Here is a 21915-nt window from a genome sequence, read left to right as displayed (position 1 = left end):
CTTTGGCTCTATAGACCCTGTTGATGTCGCATCAGGACATCGCAACCAGGATCTTTCGAGGGCCTGAATAGGCAGCACGCCCATGCGTCATCAGCATATTATCAATGACGAGAACGTCTCCTTTCTGCCAAGGGAAATACACAGTGTGGGTTTTAAACACTTCACGCACAGTCGCCAATTCATCCTCGTCAATAGGACTGTCATCGCCAAAACAAGCATGAGTTGGAAAGTTTTCCAATTGCCCTTTATGCATATGTTTTAGTGCTTCATAGAATTGAGGGGAATGATTTGAAGGGTGAAATTGGTCAGCTTGATTGAACCAAACTTTCTCTTTTGTTACAGGGTGAACTTCAACACCAGACGCAATTTGACTCGTTCTAAGAGTACCATCTGATTTCCAAAGTAGTTCTATATTGGATTTTCTACAGATTTCATTCACTTCATCTCGGTCTTGAGTTTCAAACGTGTCTTGCCAGGATGGCCCCAAGCCTCTTCCGCCATGAAGATTACGGATATATTTGACTTTTCGGGTTTCAAATTTTTCAACTATCTCAGGAGGCAATGAATCAATGACTTTACGACCATCAGCAATCAACGTATTACCGTGCTCATTGGGCGGGATCACACAACAGAAAAACAGATGAGTTGGCCATTGTTCAGCATACGAAAGCTCGTTGTGTAGAGAAATAAACTGATCCGCAGGGTACTCTGTTGAGGTATAAATCCCTTTTGATAATTTTGTTCTGGGAGAGTTTCCTCCAACATAATCCAGTAATGTTGATTCTTTAAAAAGTTGCAGGAATTGGTCAAAATTCGAAACCGTATTGATACCAAAGTTTCTAAATAAAATGGCACCATGAACCAGCAATTTCTCTTTTAACAATTCAGAATTACCAGCTTTCCACTCGGCCAAAATATCAAAACCAGCACTATTGTGGGTCGATTCCCCTTCGACCAAAAAAGGGGATCCAGCCTGCTCATCATACACTTTTGTTATTATTGACATTAGAACATTCTCTTTATTTTATTCGGATAACCAGAAGAATCATCTCTTCCAACAAACACATAATCTTTCTTCTCAGGCGCTCCTATAGGAGCAACCTGGAAGGTGGGATATTTCTCAAAAAACATGAATAACAAATCTCTCACATCAAAGAGTCCCCTCTACAAAATCATGTTCGGTAGAATCGTCTTCCTCGTTAAACTCATCTTGCTGATTTAATGTTGTACTCGCGATGAGTATTTCTGCTATGCCACTAATGGTTTTCAAGTCAAAGAGGGCGTGCAAAGGTAAATCCAAATCAAGTTGCTTGCTAATCTTGGACACAAGCAATACAGCTAGCAGTGAATGCCCCCCTAATTCAAAGAAGCTATCGTTAATGCCTATTTGTTCAGGTTCCAGACCTAATATTTCAGCCCAAATACCGACGAGCTGTCTTTCCATATCATTACGTGGCGCAAGGTATACCTGACCAGACTCCAAACTGACATTCATCTGCTCTAAACGTCGGCGGTCGACCTTTCCATTGCCCGTAAGCGGGATCTCCTCAAGCTCAACAAACGCAACCGGCAGCATGTAGTCAGGCAAGGTTTGCAACAGATGTTCTTTAAGTTCATCGCTGTCAATTGTCAGATCCGCAGCATTGGCAATATAAAAGGCGATAAGTTGCTTATTAACTGCCCCTGTATCACTTTCCTGACTTTGTGCCACCACAACGCTGTTATTTATACTCGGGTGTCTGTTGAGCACATCTTCAATCTCCGACGTTTCGATACGGAAACCGCGAATTTTAACCTGAGTATCAATTCGCCCCAGGAACTCAATATTTCCATCATCCAGCCAGCGTCCCAAGTCGCCTGTCTTATACATCAGAGTCCCAGGTTGATAAGGATTCGGGATAAACTTCTCATACGTGAGATCTGGGCGATTTAAGTAGCCTCTGGCAACACCATTACCCGCAATATGCAACTCACCTGGAGTGCCTACAGGAACCAGATTACCTTTCGGATCCAGAATAATTACCTGAGTATTGTGCAATGGCTTGCCTAAATAAATACTGGTCAGATTGTGAGTATTTGAACTGGTCAAGGCCGAAGAGGAGAGCTTTGAAATTGTCGTTTCAGTAGGCCCATAGTTGTTAAACACCTTACAGTCTGGATTAAGTTTGTTAACCATATCCACAGTGGACTTCGTTAATGGCTCACCTGCAAAAATTAAGGCTTTTGACACTGTCACAATTTCTTCGTCCGATACTTTGAACATTTCAAAATGCGATGGCGTTATCTTCATACAATCTATAGGGTGTTTATCCATAAAACGGTGTAACGCTATCGGATTGTTAACAAATTGATTGGAAAACACATATAGGGTTTTGCTAAACATGATTGGAACATATAAAGCAATATTGCCCAGGTCAGAAGAAAACGAAGATACCGCAGCAAAGGTGTCACACTGTTGCAGATCCATTTTCTCAACCACGGAATAGCAATAATCAACCACCATTCGGTGCTCAATCATTACCCCTTTCGGTTGACCAGTGGAGCCTGAGGTATATATCACATAAGCTAAATTGTCAGGTCTGACATCTTCCCGCAATACCATGTTTTCTCGGTTAACTTCCGCAAGACACTCTGTAGGCAGATTACCCTGCTCATCTAACACGATGACCTGAACCCCGGTTTTGACTAACGCCCGTACTTTTTCCTGGAAGCACTTCTGGGTAATGACAATGTTCGCCTGACTGTCTTGTAACATAAAGCCAAGTCTGTCTTCAGGATAATCAGGATCCAGCGGCACATAAGCACCACCAGCCTGTAATATCCCCAACATTCCAATCATCATTGCAGTAGATCTTTCAACACATAATCCCACCAGACTATCTGGCTTAACACCTTGTGATTGCAGGTATAAAGCAACGGAACGGCTCTGATCATGAAGTTGTCTGAAAGTCAGCAGCCTGGAATCATCAGCGCCCACAGAACCAGAGGGCAGAGCTTCCACAACGGCTATTTTTTCAGGGTTGCTTGCTACCTGTTCCACAAATAGCTGATGGATACATTTTTCTTTCGGATAATCTAATGGGTTGTCATTGAACTCTACTAGCAACTTATGCTTTTCATGCTCTCCCAGAAAATCCAGATCGCAAATTTTAGTCTCTGGCTTGGCAACAATAGAATTACACAGCGCGATAAAGTGTTTCACCATGCGTTCTATTGTCTGCTGTTTAAACAGTGCCGTTTTGTACACAATCATTCCATCCAGTCCATTGGCGGTTTCCGTAAAATGTATGATGAGGTCAAAACGACTGGAATTGATTTCCAAGGGATAGTCCTGAATATCATTTTCCGACAGATCCATTGGCACGTTATGCAAAACAAACATAACCTGGAATAACGGACTAATACCGACAGTTCTCTCAGGTTGTACGAGCTCGACTATTTTCTCGAACGGCGTGTCCTGATGTTGATAAGCCTCAAGACAAGTATTTTTAACCTGTGCCAGAAGAGTAGTAAAAGAGTCTTCGCCTTCTACCAGGTCTCTAAAAACAAGCGTATTGGCAAACATCCCTATTAAGCCTTCGGTTTCTTCATTCTGTCTGTTTGCAATAGAACCGCCGAAACAAATATCTTCCTGTCCAGTGTATCGGTAGAACAGTGACTTAAAGGCTGCCTGAAGGGTCATATAGAGTGTGCAACCCTGCTTCTCAGTTAAACGTTTCAGGCTATTGGCTAGTTCAGAATCGAGACTAAACACCTCCGTTGCACCATCAAAGGTTGGTGTAGTCCGTCTTGGGTAATCAGTCGCCAAATTAAGGCTCTCTTCAACACCAGCCAATTTATTCTGCCAGTAGTCCATCTGATTCTGCAGCAACCCACTTTCTTCCATGAATTGCCTTTGCCAAACACTGTAGTCGACATATTGAATCGGTAATGTGGGCAAAATTGGCGTATCGCCTTTCTCAAAGGCTTCCATAATGAGTCGGAATTCTTTGATAATGATCGCCATTGACCAGTTATCGCTGATGATATGATGCATATTTAGCATGAAAATATGCTCATTCTCACTGAGTTTAATGAGTTTGCCTCTAATCAGCGGCCCTTGACCCAAATCGAAAGGTGTAGAGGCTTCGAGTTGACAAATTGCCTGAGCTTCTTGATTACGAGCCTCCTGATTTTGAACGCCACTCAAATCAACAGTTTCAAGCTTAAAGTCCAAATGCGCTAAAATGACTTGCTGTACGTTCCCCTCCACACTCGGGAACAAAGTGCGCAAGTTTTCATGTCGAGCAATAATGATATTAAGTGCTTGCTCTACCCAATCAACATTCAAGGGGCGGCTTGCATGACTCTTGATAGTAACAGCACCCGGGTTATTGTAGTTGGCGCTATTGGGGTCAAGCTGTTCAATGAACCATAAGCGCTCCTGAACAAAGCTAAGCGGCAGAGAATTCTGTCCCTGTTTTGCCAATTCAGTTCGATTAACAGGCAATATCTTTGGAAACTTGCTTTTCTCAGCTTCAAGAATCAAACCCGCCAACTGCGCGATGCAATCCTGCTCAAATAAGGATTTCAGGTGCAGATTAATTTCAAATTGACTCCGGATCTTGACAATCACTTGCGTCGCAAGCAAAGAGTGTCCGCCCAGTTCAAAGAAACTATCCTTAACCCCTATTTTTTCAGGTTCCAGATTTAGCACCTCAGCCCAAATATCAACAAGCCGTTGCTCAGTATCATTGCGCGGAGCCACATAGGCTTGTTTTGATTCCAGATTGACGTCCAGATTTTCCAACGCAAGACGATCGACTTTGCCGTTTGGTGTCAGTGGAATAGAATCAAGTCTGACGAAAGTTGTCGGTAACATATATTCAGGTAAAGCTTGCTGCAGCAATGCCTTCAGCTCTGTATGATCCAGTGCAACCTCTGCATCTTTGCCAAGATAAAAAGCAATAAGTTGTTTGTTGCCTGTTTTTCCTTGAGCAACAACCACACTTTCCTTGATTTCAGGATGCAGGTTTAATCGGGACTCAATCTCACCCAGCTCTATACGAAAACCTCGAATCTTCACTTGCTGGTCAATTCGACTGATGTACTCTAATGTTCCATCAGGTAGCCAGCACACTAAGTCACCAGTTTTGTACAAACGTGCGTCAGGAGAGGCCGAGAATGGATCCTGCATAAACCTTTCTGCTGTTAGCTCAGGCTTATTGAAATACCCTCTGGCGACGCCTGCGCCACCAATATAAAGCTCTCCAGCTACACCGATTGGTACCTGATTAAGTTGACTATCCAACACATAGAACTGAGTATTTGCAATCGGCGCACCAAGAGAAATCTTATTTTCAATTCTATGGGTCGCCGACCATACAGCAGTTTCTGTAGGGCCATACATATTCCAAAGTTCGATGCCTTCGAGTGCGATTAAAGCATCTTTTAAATCCTCACCTATCGCTTCACCACCACAAAGAGCTTTCAATTTTTGTTGCGGTTTCCAGTGATTGCTCAGCAGCATTTTCCACGTAGCAGGGGTGGCCTGCATGGCCGTAACCTGATGTTCTTGCAGTAGTGCTGCCAAATCATCTGGCGAGGTAGTCGCTTCATTGGATGCAATCACCACAGCTCCACCAACACAGAGCGGTAGGTATAATTCCAGTACATGAATATCAAATGACAGAGAGGTCACAGCCAACAACGTATCTTCAGACGTCAACCCTGGCAATTTTTCCATGGAAAACAGGAAGTTAACAGCATTGCGATGTTCCAGCATTACGCCTTTTGGTTTCCCGGTAGAACCCGAGGTATAAATCAGGTAAGCCAGGTTAGCAGAGGTCAGTGCCAAATCGGCCTTTGCCAGGTTACTGCTTTGAAGCAGGCTTAACTGCTGAGCAAAATCAGCGTCATCCAGGCAAATGGTCTGCTCCACTGTGAGCAGTTCAGCCATGTTTTTAGAAGTAATGACCCATTTAACCCCTGAGTTTTCCACCATATAATCCAGACGCGATTTAGGATAGCCCGGATCCATTGGAAGGTATGCACCACCAGCTTTCATAATGGCCAGTGTTGCGACCAACATATCCATTGAACGGGTAATACAAACGCCTACCACAGAATCAGGTTTGATTCCCTGAGCCACTAAATAATGCGCTAACTGATTAGCACGTTCATTAAGCTGAGCATAAGTGAATTGCTCCTGTTCAAATACTGCGGCAACAGCGTTAGGGTTTAGCGCTACCTGTTGCTCGAACAATTCATGGATGCATTTATCTTCTGGGTATTCAGCAGTTGTTCTATTCCACTCTATCAGCTGTTTCTCATCATCAGAGCCAAGCACTGACAGCTCGCCCACACGCTGTGTGGATTGCTCCAGGAACGTCGACAAAATCAACTCAAACTGGCCTAACAATCTGGCGATAGAGTTTGAATTAAACTGCTCCCGACGATAACCCAGTTCAAAACTGAGCTTACCATTCAAGTCCGTATTTTCCGGTAGCACCATCAAGGTTAAAGCGTAGTTGGTGTATTCTTCATTTTTGATGCCTGTAACAGTTAAGTCTGAATCGGCAACAATTTTCTGAATTTCCTGATCGACAGGATAATTTTCAAAGATCACCAAGGTATCAAAGAGAGTACGCCCCTTGCCGCCGATTTGACTTACCGGACTCAAATTCTGGATTTCAGACAGTGCCAGGAAGCCATTCTCAACGCGACCAATACTGGCCTGATGCAACTCACGCAACCAGCTACCTATTGGCTGTGCAGGATCAATATTCACCACAACTGGAAGACTGTTTATAAAGAGTCCAACAATGTGCTCGACGTCTTTCAATTCTGGTGGGCGACCTGAAACAGTTTCACCAAAGACCACTTGCTGTTCACCACTGTATTGATGAATGGTGTAGGCCCATGCGGCCTGAACAAGGGTATTAAGGGTTACCTGATGCTGCCTTGCCAGCGACTGCAACTGCTGGCTCATTGTTGGGGTCAGGCTTAATGTTTGCTTGCCAGGCCCGGTTGTTTCATTCTCAACTGAATGCTCAAGATGAATGTGAGTCGGTGATTCAACACTGGCAAGTGTGTCCGCCCAAAATTCTCTGGCTTTGTCTTCATCCTGTTGTTGTAGCCACGCGATGTAGTTCTCATAAGCTGGAGGAGCAGGCAGTTCCGAGGCTAATGATGTTGTATCCGCGTTGCTGTGAGCGATCTTGTAGAAGGACATCACTTCCTTCAATACCAATGGTAGTGACCAACCATCAGACAAGGCATGATGGTTTGACCAAACAAGGCTATGACGCATCTCTGAGAAGGTAATCAAGGTAACTCGCATCAAAGGGACTTGTGTCAGATCAAAACCTGACGCTCTATCTTCTCTCAGGAATTGAGTTAATTTATCGTCCTTCTCAGATTCACTGAATTCAGACCAATCCAAATGCATAAACGGCAAAGCTACGTCGGACAATACGATTTGATGGCTATGATCATCGACAAAAACGGTACGGAACACATCATGACGACTGACCACCGCTTGCCATGCTTGTTGCATGGCAACAGCGTCCAAAGAACCTTCAATATTAACCGATAATTGCGTCAAATAAGCGGACACATCCAAACTACTATGGAATAGTAAACCTTGTTGCATTCCGGTAGTAATATAGAGTTTTTCCATATCAGGCCACACCTGATACCAGTCGTCCAATCGTACCTGGCTAACCTGACTCAGCGGGAAATCGGATGGCGTGACACCACCGACGCTATCACCTTGACAATGCTCAATGATTTCATATAGCGAAGATTCAATACCCTGTACCAGAGAGGCCATTGTTTCCTGCTGATATTGCAAAGCATTAAATCGAAGTGAGAAGCTTAGTTTACCACCAGTCACCATACCATTGAGTTCAATCATATGACCACGCTGACGGGCAGAGCTAACATCATCTCCGGCGAACTCAACGGCTTCCTGGAATGGACCGTCACTGTTAACAACCTGATCAAATTGCCCCAAATAGTTAAACAAAATCGGGGCAACACCGGTAGCCTGCCTAAAGACTTGATTTTGCGCAGAATCTTTTAGCATCTGCTGCAACAAACCAAAGCCAATACCATTGTTTGGTACTTTTCTTAATTGCTCTTTAAGAGATTTGATCACATCACCCAATGAGGCAACGGATGCTGATGCTAGCGTCACCGGAAATACACTGGTAAACCAACCCATGGTTTGGGTTAAATCCAAAGTATTGGTTAATGCTTCTCGACCATGACTTTCCAGATCGATACGGAAGGTATTCCCGCCCGTCCATTTGTGTAGCGCTAAATACAATGCCGACAACAATAGGTCATTAACCCCTGTACGATAGGCTGCATTACACACATTCAACAAAGCTTGAGTTTCTGTTTCCCGAAGTTGGAAAGTAAGAGTTTTAGAGGCAGCGATACTATTGTCGGAAATACCTTCATGATCAACCGGTAGAGCATCCACTGGCTCCTGGCACTGCGCCAACCAAAAGTCTTTCTCTGGTTGTAAATTGTCGCTGTTGGCATATTCCAGCAAGTATTCGCCCCACTGCTGAAATGACGAGGTTTTAGGCGCCAATGTTATGGTTGTTCCCTGCTGCCACAATGCAAATGCAGAGGCCATATCCTGTAGCAGGATACGCCAGGACACACCATCAACAACCATATGATGCATAGTCAACAGCAAACGACGGCGTTCAACTTTACCATCAAATAAAACAGCACGGAAAACGTCACCATCAGCCAAGGACAAACCCGCTTTTATCTCAGTACCCAGCTTAGCCAGCTCAGCCTCCCAGGCTTCACCGTCTAAATGACCAAGATCGATCCTTCTGACGGCACGCTCTGCCAACGTCTCACTGTATGGGATATAGGTCGCTTTATCGTCTGACACAGACAAGCGCAACACGTCATGACGCTCATATATGGCAGAAACAATACGTTGCAAAGCATCAATTGAGAAGTTCTCTGGTAGCGTTAAAAGAACAGACTGGTTGTAATGATCCAGATCCACTAAATCGGTAGACAGAAACGCCTTCTGAATCGGAATTAAAATCTGTTCCCCGGAGATACTTTGCTGTGGTGCTACAACTTTGGATTCAGAGTTTACCAGAGGAGCCAGTTTTTCAATGGTCTGACTCTCGAAGATCTGACGAGTAGTCAACATCAGCCCTTCTTTTCCAGCCAAGGTAACAGCCTGAATGGCCAGAATGGAATCACCACCTATAGAGAAGAAGTTTTCCGTGATCCCAACTTTTTTGCGCTTCAGCAAGTTTTGCCAAATTTCACTTAATTGTTTTTCAATGTCTGTTCTGGGAGCCACATACTTTTGTGTCAATTGAGTCGGTACAGCTTTCTCTTGTAAAGCTGCACGATCAACCTTACCGTTAGGGGTCTGCGGTAGTTTATCCAACAACACAAACACCGACGGGATCTTATGACTCAGCAATTTACTCGCCAAAGCAGTATTTAATGCCTCGCGGAAAGCCGATTCATCCAACCCTTTTTCATTCGAAAACACTTCACAGTTAGTCTCATTAGCCACGACATAGGCCACCAAGTGTTGTGCTTCCTGAGCAGGGTCTAAAGATTTGGCTAATACAACGGCCTCAGACACCAGATCACTGGCGACAATAGCCGCTTCAATTTCGCCTAACTCAACCCTGAAACCGCGAATTTTAATTTGATGATCCAGACGCCCGATAAACTCCAGATATCCTGGTTTGCCATCTTTTTCCGGCAAGCAACGAACAAGATCACCGGTCTTGTATAGACGCTGTCCCTGCTGGAAAGGGCTTTCAATGAACTTCTCTTTAGTGAGCGCCGGCGCATTATGGTAACCACGAGCCAGATTTTCACCGCCAATGTAAAGTTCCCCAACAACCCCCGGAGCACAAAGCTGCAAGCGGTTATCTAAAACATACAATTCGGCATGGGGAACTGTAGTACCAATGGGTATCGAGCCACCAGCATGATGCGTACAGTCATAGAAGCTGCTCCAGACACACGCTTCTGTGGGGCCATATTCATTGAACAAACGGCTGTTCCGCCAGTGATCGCTTGACTGATGTTGTTTTACCAGATTCTGATCACAGACTTCTCCGGCAACAATCACTGTTTTGATTGCTTCTCCCGGCTGTAAATCCGCCATCAGCATGGTTTGATAAACACTAGGCAAGGTTAGGAAGTGACTGATTTTTTCCTCTGTCAGCAGAACCTGGAAGGCTTGCAGATCAATCCCTCGACTGGTATCCACAATGCATAGTTTGCCACCCGACACCAAGGTCCAGAAAATACCAACAATTGAGCTGTCGAAAGCAAAAGAAGAAAATAACGCAAAGCTTTGAGGTGACTCCTGATACACCTCGAAGCGAGATAGTGTTGATTGAGCCAATGCCTTGTGCTCAACAGTTACACCTTTAGGTAATCCGGTAGATCCCGAGGTATAGATAACATAAGCCAGATTGTTTAACGTTAAACCAAGCTGCTGTCTATCAAGGTTTTCCTCATCATAATCCCCTAAGAAGCTGTCCCACATTTCATCATCAAGAGGTAATATTTGCAGGTCATCAAAGGGCAGTTCTGAAAGCAATTCTGAACTGGTGAGCATGATTTCAATCCCTGAATCATCCAAAATATGTTCGATGTGTTTTTCCGGATAATCAGGATCAATAGGCACGTAAGCAGCACCGGCTTTTAAGATCCCCCAAATCCCAATCATCATTTCAAGAGAGCGCTCAACACAAAGTCCCACAAGGGTGTCAGGTTTTACGCCTTCATTTACCAGATAGTTAGCCAGCTGGTTAGCTTTAGCATTTAATTCTTGATAGCTGATTTTTTCACTGTGTTGTGCAGACTGCTGAATAACGACAGCAATGTTATCCGGATTCTTGGCGACTTGTTCTTCGAACAGTTCAAGAACAGAAACATCCTGTTTATTAGAGTCTTGTGAAGGCCATTTTGACCAGGTTAACAACTGCTCAACTTCTTTAGAAGATAAAAACGGCAGTTCACTCACCTTTGCATTCGGCGTTTCAATAATGCCTTTTAACAACACCTCAAAATGAGCGGACATACGCTCTATTGTTGCCGCATTAAATAAAGCTGTTGCGTATTCCCAGTCAAGCTTTAACCCGTCAGCCTCACCATCCTTGTCTAACTCGTAAATATCAACACTTAAATCGTGCAATGCCACAGAATGAGATTGTTCAATTTTCTCTGCGACGATTCCCGGTAAATCAAACCAGCCCTGCTCATTGTTCTGTAGAGCTAATTTCACCTGGAATAATGGTGAGTATCCTAAATTACGTTCCTGTTTTAGTTCATCGACCAGTTTCTCAAAAGGCAAATGTGCATGCTCGTAAACATCAAGCAAAACCTCTTTACTGCGTTGCAATAAATCAGAGAAACAGGGGTTATCGGAAAGATCAGTCTGCAATACAACACTGTTAGTGAAAAAGCCTACAAGGGGTGCCAGTTCTGCCTGTTCACGATTCGCAACAGGAGAACCAATAATGATATTTTCCGATTCTGCAGCATTTTCTCCCTTGTCGGAATGTCTGGACAACAAGATAGCAAGCGCAGTTTGCAACACCATGAATGGTGTCGTGTCTGTTGCTCTAGCCAGTTTGTATATGCCTTTTTGAACTTCTGCACTGATAGTTTGAAGATGATGGCTCCCGGCATAATTTTGCACTGGCGGTCTGGGACGATCTGTCGCTAAATTATGTACCTCTGGTAAATTCTTTAAGCGGTTTTTCCAGAATGTCAGATGCTGGTTTAGCACCTCTCCCTGAAGCTGGGCTTTTTGCCATTGGGCATAATCACCGTATTGAACCGAAATCTCTGGTAATTGCTGTTCCGGAGAACGATACAAGCGGTTAAATTCATCAAATATAATACTGACAGACCAACCGTCTACAGCAATGTGATGCATGGTCACCAACAGAACATGAACCTCATCAGCCAATTTCAGTAGTTTGACTCTCATCATGAGATCACGGCTTAAATCAAAGGGCTGCGATGATTCTTCTGCAATGTGCTGGAAAATAGCCGGCTCTCTTTCATCTTCGGCCAAGCCACTCAAATCCAGGTAAGGTACAGCAAAGTCCCAATCATTAGATACCACTTGCATACCCTCACCAGAATCGGTTGTCTGGATACGAGTACGCAATACAAGATGGCGTTCAACAATGGCTTCAAAAGCTGCGGTCATGGCAGCGATATCCAGCTTGCCCGACAACCGGAAAGCCTGACACATGTTGTATTGGTTTGTACCGCCTTCTATCTGCTCAATTAACCATAAACGCTGTTGTGCAAACGACAATGGTATTGGCTTATCCGTGGCGGCAGGCAAGATTTCGGCTACCTGGCTACAAGACGTCTGGTCAATCACACTTGCCAGCTTGCGTACCGACTGTGCCGAGAACAACGCTTTGATGGGAACCTCTACCTGCCATTCTTGTCGTATCAACGCCACCAGTCGAGCAGCCAATAACGAATGCCCGCCCAGATCAAAAAAGTTACTGTTAACACTGATAAATTGGCCTTGCTCAACCTCTAACTTCAATAGCGTCTGCCACATATGACATAGTTGCTTTTCAGTTTCCGTTGTTGGTGCAACATACTCTGCCTCCAACACGATTTGTGGTTTAGGTAAGGCATTACGGTTAATTTTTCCATTTGGCGTAAGTGGAATTTGCTCCAGAACCATAAAGGAAGTCGGCACCATATATACAGGTAAGAACCCTTCAAGGTGCTCGGTCATTTTTTGTTTTAGCCCTGATTCAATATCAGCAGCATTGCTGGTGACATACGCCACTAAACTAGATACACCGTCTTCCGTAAAGACCTGTGCTACGGCGTCTATAACGTCAGCATGTTGTTTCAATGCTGTTTCCACTTCTTCAAGCTCAATACGGTGCCCGCGTACCTTTACCTGAAGGTCAACACGGCGCAGATACTCCAGAGTGCCGTCTGGCAACCAGCGAACCAAATCACCCGTTTTATATAATCGAGTCTCTGAGAATGGGCTCAGTATAAATCGCTCAGCAGTCAGCTCTGGGCGGTTGAAATAGCCTCTGGCCACCCCTTTCCCACCGATGTATAACTCACCAGCAACGCCAACAGGCACGGGGTTTAGATGGTTGTCCAATACATAAAACTGCGTATTGGCAATGGGTCTTCCTAAAGAAATCTCTTTTTCAATCTTACGAGTTGCCGACCAAACTGCGGTTTCAGTAGGGCCATACATATTCCAAAGTTCAAGAGACTCTCGCGCTAATAAAGCTTGCTTAAGATCATCATTTAGTGCCTCTCCACCACACAAAGCCTTTAATTCGCTACGAGGTTGCCAGTCATTGTTAACCAGCATTTTCCAAGTAGAAGGTGTTGCTTGCATGGCTGTCACATGATGTTCTGCCATTAACGTTGACAGATGATCAGGAGACAGCACTGCCTCAGATGAGGCGATGATCACTTTTCCACCAACAGCTAACGGTAGATACAATTCCAGAACATGGATATCAAAAGATAACGAGGTTACTGCAAGCAAGGTGTCTTTATCTGTTAAACCGGGCGTGGCTTGCATTGATGTCAGGAAATTCACCACATTAAGGTGTTCCAACATAACGCCCTTTGGCTTACCGGTAGAACCAGAGGTGTATATAAGATAAGCCAGATTATTCGACGTCAGTCCCAGGCTTTCTTTAGCAACATTGGTATTTTCCTGCTGCATTAATTCTGCAGACAAGCGCTCATCATCTAAACAAATGCTGTTTTTCAGTTTTAGCTGCTCTGCCACCTGTTTGTGTGAAATAACCCATTGCACGCCGGAGTCTTCAATCATGTGCTCTAAACGCGCTTTGGGATAACCGGGATCCATGGGTAGGTAAGCACCACCTGCTTTCATTATGGCAAGCGTTCCCACCAGCATATCAAGTGAACGCTCAATACAAATTCCGACTACAGAATCTGTCTTTACCCCCTGCTGTATCAGGTATCTGGCCAACTGATTCGCCCGCTGATTTAGCTGTTCGTAAGTTAAAGATTCACTCTCAAATACTGCTGCAATCGCCTTTGGAGTTGCTTGCACCTGCAGTTCAAACAGTTCATGAATACACTTGTCTTGAGGAAATTCCGTTGCAGTGTCATTCCATGCATTCAATATCTGCGATGATTCTTCTTGAGCCAGCAGAGGCAAGTGGCTGACTTGAGTCGTCGGTGATTGGACTATTCCCCGCAACATCACGTCAAAATGTTTGACCATTCCCTCAATAGTGGTCAAATCAAATATATCAGCAGCATACTGCCAATCCATTTTCAGCCCATTATCGTCTTCTTGTATCGTCAACGTGAGATCATATTGAGCGTAAGAGGTTGTTGGTTGCAATTGCTTTACTTCCAGTCCCGGCAGATTCAATGCTTCCATTTCCTGGTTTTGCAGGATCAGCATTACCTGGAACAAAGGACTATGGCTTAGATTACGCTCAGGCTGTAATTCATCAACCAGCTTTTCAAAAGGCAATTGCTGATGCTCATAGGCAGAAAAGGTGCGTTCTTTGCTTTGTTCTAGCAAGTCTATAAAGCGTGGATCACCAGACAGATCCGAGCGGAACACCAGATTATTGATGAACACCCCTATAAGCGGTGCTACTTCAGCCTGTTCCCTGTTGGCAATTGGCGAACCTATGACAATATCGGTTTCACCAGAGTAACGGCTCAAAAGGCAGGCAAATGCAGCATTTAATAGCATAAATAACGTCGCCTGATTTCCTCTGGCCAAGTTATACAAACTCTCCACAAGCTCGCTATCAAGCGTATGATGAACTGATGCCCCTTTAAAACTTTGTACTAAAGGTCTGGGGTGATCCAGAGGTAAGCCATGAACAACAGGTAAATCACTTAAATGCGCTTTCCAATAGGCCAAGTGGTTTTCTAGCACCGCCCCATTCAACCAGTTGCGTTGCCAATGGGCATAATCGCTATATTGGATATCCAGTGGGGTTAGCGGATTATCCCTGTTATGAATTTGTGCGGCGTATAGAGCGTTAAGTTCCTTGGTCAAAACCCCTAGAGACCAGCCATCTGCTGCAATATGATGTACCGTTAGCAACAAAATATGAGACTGAGCGTTGAGCTTCAGCAATGTTGCTCTCAACATCAAATCCTTAGCCAGGTTGAAGGCTTTTGAGGCTTCTTCACGGCTTAATTTTTCGACATTGCTTTCTTGTTTATCACGCGTGAGATCTGTTAGATCGACGATAGATATATTAAATGCAAAAGTATCCTGAACCTTTTGGTATACCTGTCCTTCGCTTTCATTGAAGGTGGTTCTTAATGCCTGATGGCGAGAAATAATGGTGGTAAATGCCCGCTCTAGATAAGCGATGTTAAGTTCCCCATAAAACTTTAAGGAGAACGAAAGATTATTTTGCGCCGGTTCAGATTCAATTTGATCCACAAACCACATTCTTTCCTGAGCGAAAGATGGAAGTAATAAAGTCGTTTCTGCGACAGGTTGAATTGCTGGAAGTTGGCTGACAGAGGCACTCTCAATGATCTTCGCCAATTTACGGATGGTATTGGCGGTAAAGAAGTCTCTGATGGACACATCCACCTGCCATGTTTTCTGGATCTGCGCAACCAATTGGCTGGCGAGCAAGGAATGCCCTCCCAGACTAAGAAAGTTATCATCCACACCGATACTTTCCAGTCCAAATACTTCCTGCCATAAAGCACAAAGTTGTGCTTCAAGTTCAGAGATAGGTGTTGCAGTTTCATCAACTTGCTGATTGTTTTGCGCTTTCCCTTTTGAGGCTTTATACAGGCATTCAATATCATTAGCCTGATAGCGTTTTTTCATGAGCGAGCGCTGAATTTTTCCGCTGGACGTTCTGCTTATTCTTCCAACTTTCAAAAACAGAATATCTTCCAGCACTACCTCAAATTGTTCAAAAACAGCGGTTTTAATAGTTTCACTGGCCAGCTCATAATCAAACGACTTCATTTCATTACGGCTAACTTCCAGTAATAAAACGGCATTACCATTCACTTCAAATGCCGCTGCGCCATTTTGACTTAATCCTGGAAAAACGTTGTAGGCCAGTTTCTCAAAATCCTGAGGGTAGTAGTTACGCCCCTTAATAATAAGAACATCTTTAATTCGACCTGAAATATACAATTCACCATTGTGAATAAAACCCAGATCGCCGGTACGAAGATAACGGTGTTCATCGTTTTCCAATTTAAAACCAAAACTCGCCTGGCTTTTTTCTTCATCGTTCCAATAACCCTGGGCAAGACTTGGGCCAGCAAACCAGATTTCACCCACTTCACCGTCTTTCAATTCCTTCAACGTTTCAGGGGAAACAATTTTAAGCTGGTGCTCTGCCTGAACATGACCGTGTCCAACAAGGATCTGCTGTTTCGCAGAATCTTCCTGAATTTGTGCCATGCCATTTTGCAGCTCTCCACTGTCAAACGGATTAGCGGTATATGGTGCAGTATGAATGCCTCCACAAATAAACACCGTGGCTTCTGCCATACCATAAGCAGGAAAAATGGCAGATTCTTTAAAGCCAACTCGCGCATAACGGTCACAAAAGCGCATCAATGTATCAGCATCAACTGGCTCGGCGGCATTAAACGCAATACGCCAGGTTGAAAGATTAATGCCTGCTAAATTGTGTGGCTTGATGCGTTCAAGACAGTGATCAAAAGCAAAGTTTGGCGCACCACAAATCGTAGCTTTAAACTCGGTAATGGCTTTAAACCAGGCCAAAGGACTCTTAATAAATCTAACTGGCGACATGAGGACAGAATGAGCCCCCAGGAAGATAGGTAATAGCAGAGTATTAACTAATCCCAAATCGTGGAATAACGGTAGCCAGTTACAGAAAACATCCTCTTCTGCACACCCTGTAGCCTGCTGCAAGGTTTTCAAATTAGCCACAATATTACCGTGAGTTATCATCACTCCTTTAGGGGTACCAGTGGAGCCTGAGGTATATTGTAGAAACGCAATTTGATCAGCTTTAGGTAAAGGCATCTCATTGGTGCTGCCGGAAACAATTAAATCCTCAAATCCCTGTACAGGTAATGGTGATAATTCCACTTCTAATTGCTGTTTCAAGGCTGCATTGGTAAGTACCAGACTGGCCTGACAATCATCAATGACAGTTAATACACGACCAGCATGTTTTTTGCTTTGTGGCGGATATAAAGGAACCGCAACAACACCTGCATATAGACAGCCTAAAAATGCCTGAATATATTCAAGACCCGGTGGGTACAATAAAACTACCCGAGACCCAGGCTCAACCTCCGATGACAAAGTTTGAGCGATACATTGTGCCCTATGATGCAATTCACCGAAGTTTACCTGCTCTTGTTCGCCGTTATCTTCAATGAAAGTAAACGCCTGTTTGTCAGATTTTAATCGAGCATTGCTTGCCAGAAAGTCATGAATAGTTTCCATTGGTATACCTTACCTAGTGCGATCTTTTATTTTTTGTCTTACTTGAGATTGATGGTCTTTTTACAAAACAGCATTTCTGCCGGAACATCGATTTGTTTGCAGGCTTCGAGGAACTTGTTTGACTCGTGAACCTGTCTGGAATCTTCCTCATGTTCAAGCCCGTTAAAATATTTAAAACAGGTTTCCAACCCAATCGCGTAAACACAAACATATTTTGCATTGAAGGCTTTCACCATTGGCAAAGCCTGCTCACAATCAGAGCCGTCCAAACGCCTTGAATTCTTGATTGCCTTTGGTACTTTTTTGGTATGCAAAGCACCATAGGCCCAGGTATACGGAGCTCCCACACACTCCATACCGATGGCAAGTACGTCCAGGTCATTAAATATAAGACCTAGTTTTTCGTACAAGTTTCGGTCTGGGTTGGAAGAATCAGCGCCAAAAAAGCATTTCTTGCCATAGGCTTCGACATACCAGGCAGCTTTAGAACGTATGTTTAAATCTCCGTGCTCACCCAAGAAAGGCAAACTCACTATACGGCCGTCAGGAATGGCAATTTCATCCAAATCATCGACTTCCATCACATCAAAATTCAGTTGCCGTAACATCAAGCGCAATGACGGGTCTGCAATACTTCCACCGTTATTTTTTGGCACTACTATCTTTTTCGTTTTGTGACGCAATTGCAGCAAAGTCTCAATATTGGCGTGATCCATATGAGTGTGAGTGAGAAGGATATAATCGATGGTTTCTGGCAACTCACTAAAGCTAAGCATGGTGTCATCGTCATTGGTTTCTCTGGACGCGATGATAGGATCAACCATGATGCTGACATCTTTGGTTTCGATTAAAAAGCCAGCATGCCCGGTGTAATTTAACCTGATGCCCTGTTCTACCGGAACATGATTAATGACTGGTTTTTCCGTAGTAAACAGTTCCTTATACGACAACCCACCAACCAGCTCATAGCCTTTAAATAATTCATCAATGTCCTCAGATGAGAGGGGCTTTTCTCTAGAACGAAAAATGGCATCAACAATAGGCGCGTTAAAATCAGCTTTTACCTGCAAGTGTTTTTCATCAGGTAACCGCGGAGTGCTAAGAACAAAAGGACGCTCTTCCACTTTCGATAACAATCCAAAAGACAAGGTTTGCAATGCAGGTTTGTAATAAGAACTTCTGTACATCAACGGCTCAATGATGCGGTACGAAGGGCGATGCTCCATATCCATAAATAGTTCAACACAACCTTTGAGTGGTTCCGGTACCTTTTCATAGAGATACTCAATACTTTCTCCACTGGTATGGTTGTATAGCAACTCATCCAAATATTTTACGGCATCTGATAACTCAATCAGGTCACCGCATTTTGCATCCAACTCTTCGATCAATGCCTGAATGTCGCCAACCTGATCTTCGGTACAATTTAAAAACTCACCGCCAGTTAACACCGACTCCTTCGATGCAATGATATGCAGCTTATAATTCTTGACGAAGGACTGCATGATCCGTCTGTGGGTGTTAACTATATGGCGAGCCCCTGTAACAGGAGGCAATAGATAGGGCCATGCATACCAATGATTTATCAGCGGTTCAAAGTACGCTTCGGCTTTTAAATAGAACCTTTCGCTTGTCATTTTTACTAATCTCAATATTCTTTAAAAAAGGTAAATTCAGGGCATCCTTTAATAGACTTCCCCGTTTACAGCCAATTAAATTCAGTACCGATTAAATCAAATAATTTTTGATTGTAAGGTTTATAAAACGCGGCAAGCTTTTCATTTGTTGCTTGATCCGGAGGTGGTAGTTTGATTGGATTTTCGTTGGTTTTTTTACCATACTCAGGAATGTTAATAATGGGTATTCCGAGAAATTTCTGGATTTTCTCGAAAACGGGTTGCCTGGATTGAAAATATTCTGCGACATCTAAAACCAGCACATTCTCATTGCCAAAATAGAGACGCCATTTTTCCACGGCTTTATAGTACATTCCTGACGCCAAAACTTGCGGCCCACAAATGGTTTCCATTGGAATGCTTGGGAACAAATCGATGGCGCGATCAATATATTGCGAGAAATCCTGAAAATAGACGTTTTTCTTGTTTCGTTTAAGTCGATTGCCACCAACAAAGACTTCCCATTTCCAATAAGAATAGGCTCTGGCAACAGGATCTCTGAGAGTAATAATGATTTTGCAATCCGGATTCACTTCATGAAGTGTTTCTATTACCTGCATATTACTTAAAGTTGGTTCAAGGTATCCACACATGGCCGGGCCGGTAATTCTTTCCTCCAACGCCTGTTTTTCTGTCACCGTCGGGTAATACAAACGCCAGTCTTTATTCGCATATAACCTGAGCTCTTTAGCCAGAGGTGGCATAACATTAGGATGTAATAAAAGGTGGCTAACCAAATCGCTGGAGCCGCTCTTACTTGGCCCGGTCATCACGTAATTTGGCGCTATACGGGGTCTTGGGAAAAGTTTTCTCGCCAACACTCTCCATTTCGGCACGGTACCAAAATAATAGGGAAGAAACTGATACTCAAGACCGCCTTTTATCAATCTGGGAAGATGATGCAGCAGGGATTTATCAGAAGAGTTTACCTCTCTGAACTCAGTTGCAAGTTCAAATGCTCTAAAGAACTTGGCCAAATCAGCATCACCTGTTATTTCTTTTTTATTAGCAGACATTCTTTGCTTCCTCTGCGTGTCTATCTGACACTTTTCCTGGTTTTTCTTTGGGCATTTCTTCCAATACTTTGCCATTTTCCATCTTCACCAACTTGTCGGCCAAATGAAAATAACGATCATCATGGGTAATTACGATCACCATTTTGTTACGCTTTTTTAACTCAGGTAAAATGTTGTAATAGAAAATCTCTTTGAAACCAGGATCCTGATCGGCAGCCCATTCATCAAAAATATAAATAGCGCGATCTTCAAGATAGGAAACTAATAAGGCTAAGCGTTTTTTCTGTCCTGCAGAGAGATCTGTACTGGAAAATTCTCCATTTTTGATCGTCACTTTACTCTCCAGTCCCAACTGTTGGAGAACAGCCGCAGCCTGAGAATCCAGTTCCTGAGATGACATACCAAATAATTTGGTAAAAAGATGAAAATCAGAATAAATAGCAGAAATATGCTGTCTGCAAGACTCCCGATTGCTATCAGTTACGATTTGATCACCAAAATAAACTTCACCTTTCTCTGGGATATAATGAAGCGACAATATTTTGGCCAGGGTCGTTTTACCTGAGCCATTACCACCCACGAGGTAAGTCACTTCCCCACGTTTCAAGGTCAAATCAATGGGGCCCAACTGAAATGCAGTGTCTTCATTTTTCCCTCCGGAATAATGGTACTCGAGGTTTTTCACCAATAGATTCTGACAATCAACTCCCTCTGCGACACCTCCCGCAACTTCAATTGGCATCTCATTTAATAACGCATCTAATTTCCTTGCGCCAACGCGAGCCATAATAATGGAACTCATGGAGTTCATTACGGTTGCAACAGGGCCGGTTAGATATAGCAGCACCATGACGATACCTAACAAATTCTCACGGGAAAGCGCCAAATAATTTGACATTATGTAGGTCACAATCCCGATGGCGAAAAGACTGATTAACGTGCCATAGTTCATCCCTATGCTTAAGAGAGTCCTGCCGCGCTTTTGTGCAGCACTGAATTCATCTTCAAATCTGTGAATATCTTCTATCAGAAAGGCCTGCTGTTTTTGCTGATTTAGCTTTAACTCTTTTGCCCCATAAATCAGCCCTCTCATCCCTTCCTGAATCCCATCATAGCTATTACGGGCTTTAGTCATATACTTACGCCCAATCAATAGAGGAATGCGGTAAGTCAATGCGCCAAAGAGAATTACTCCAACAATGAACAGGAAAATTTCCAGCTTTAAGTAAATTAAGAAGAAGAACATGCCAAAGATGGTAGTTGAAGCAACCAATATATTTGGCATCACCGAAGCGCCCGCAGTTATCTGACCGATATCATTGTTCAGTGCTGTCAATAATCGTGATGGGCCAATCTGTTCCAGCTTTTGTATAGGCAACTGTGAAACTCTTTTATATAGCTTCTTTCTCAATCCTACTGTGGCGTCTATAGAGCTTTGTGCTATTAACGATTCAGATATCACTCGACAAAACAAAATAAACAGGACAACAGAGAAAAAGAACAAAGCCTGCGCCGGATTGGATATTTCAAACGTTCCGAATAACCAGTATGAAGATGCAAATTCCGGTTGCATAAATCGGCTAAGTTCAGGCTGTAAAGACAATAATATTAAGGGGACTACAATGGCGTATGCCAGCCCCGCGACAGAACCTAGAAGGGTCGCTATAAAGACCTTATTAGGTGAAGTCGCACTTAAAAGTCCCATTAATCGTGTTGGTGAGTCGGCCTTGTTTTTTGACAT

At 43.7% G+C, this 21915-nt stretch carries 5 protein-coding genes; all 5 read right to left on the bottom strand.

The annotated features are described in order from the left end of the window. Positions 1 to 31: 31 nt before the first annotated feature. The 5 genes from KIH87_RS03605 to KIH87_RS03585 all read right to left on the bottom strand — a co-directional run bounded on the left by KIH87_RS03605 (position 32) and on the right by KIH87_RS03585 (position 21915). Complete coding sequence (locus tag KIH87_RS03605) at positions 32 to 1006, bottom strand: TauD/TfdA family dioxygenase (RefSeq protein ID WP_232360169.1); 975 nt, start codon at positions 1004 to 1006, stop codon at positions 32 to 34. 144 nt (positions 1007 to 1150) lie between these two features. Next, complete coding sequence (locus tag KIH87_RS03600) at positions 1151 to 17482, bottom strand: non-ribosomal peptide synthase/polyketide synthase (protein ID WP_232360168.1); 16332 nt, start codon at positions 17480 to 17482, stop codon at positions 1151 to 1153. A gap of 38 nt (positions 17483 to 17520) precedes the next feature. Beyond that, positions 17521 to 19119, bottom strand: coding sequence for an MBL fold metallo-hydrolase (locus KIH87_RS03595; protein ID WP_232360167.1), 1599 nt, complete (start codon positions 19117 to 19119; stop codon positions 17521 to 17523). Between the two features lie 65 nt (positions 19120 to 19184). Further along, positions 19185 to 20174, bottom strand: coding sequence for a sulfotransferase domain-containing protein (locus KIH87_RS03590; RefSeq protein ID WP_232360166.1), 990 nt, complete (start codon positions 20172 to 20174; stop codon positions 19185 to 19187). Next, positions 20164 to 21915 carry a cyclic peptide export ABC transporter gene (locus tag KIH87_RS03585; RefSeq protein ID WP_232360165.1) on the bottom strand — a complete coding sequence of 584 codons (1752 nt, stop codon included), beginning with the start codon at positions 21913 to 21915 and terminating at the stop codon, positions 20164 to 20166. Before KIH87_RS03585 ends, KIH87_RS03590 begins: the two co-directional genes overlap by 11 nt.

Source organism: Paraneptunicella aestuarii (assembly GCF_019900845.1).
GTDB classification, from domain to species: Bacteria; Pseudomonadota; Gammaproteobacteria; order Enterobacterales; family Alteromonadaceae; genus Paraneptunicella; species Paraneptunicella aestuarii.
This window is presented reverse-complemented; position numbering and strand designations above follow the sequence as displayed.

Coding starts and splice junctions, on each gene's coding strand:
- KIH87_RS03605 (WP_232360169.1), bottom strand. CDS start 1,006: ATGTCAATAATAACAAAAGTGTATGATGAGCAGGCTGGATCCCCTTTT.
- KIH87_RS03600 (WP_232360168.1), bottom strand. CDS start 17,482: ATGGAAACTATTCATGACTTTCTGGCAAGCAATGCTCGATTAAAATCT.
- KIH87_RS03595 (WP_232360167.1), bottom strand. CDS start 19,119: ATGACAAGCGAAAGGTTCTATTTAAAAGCCGAAGCGTACTTTGAACCG.
- KIH87_RS03590 (WP_232360166.1), bottom strand. CDS start 20,174: ATGTCTGCTAATAAAAAAGAAATAACAGGTGATGCTGATTTGGCCAAG.
- KIH87_RS03585 (WP_232360165.1), bottom strand. CDS start 21,915: ATGTCAAAAAACAAGGCCGACTCACCAACACGATTAATGGGACTTTTA.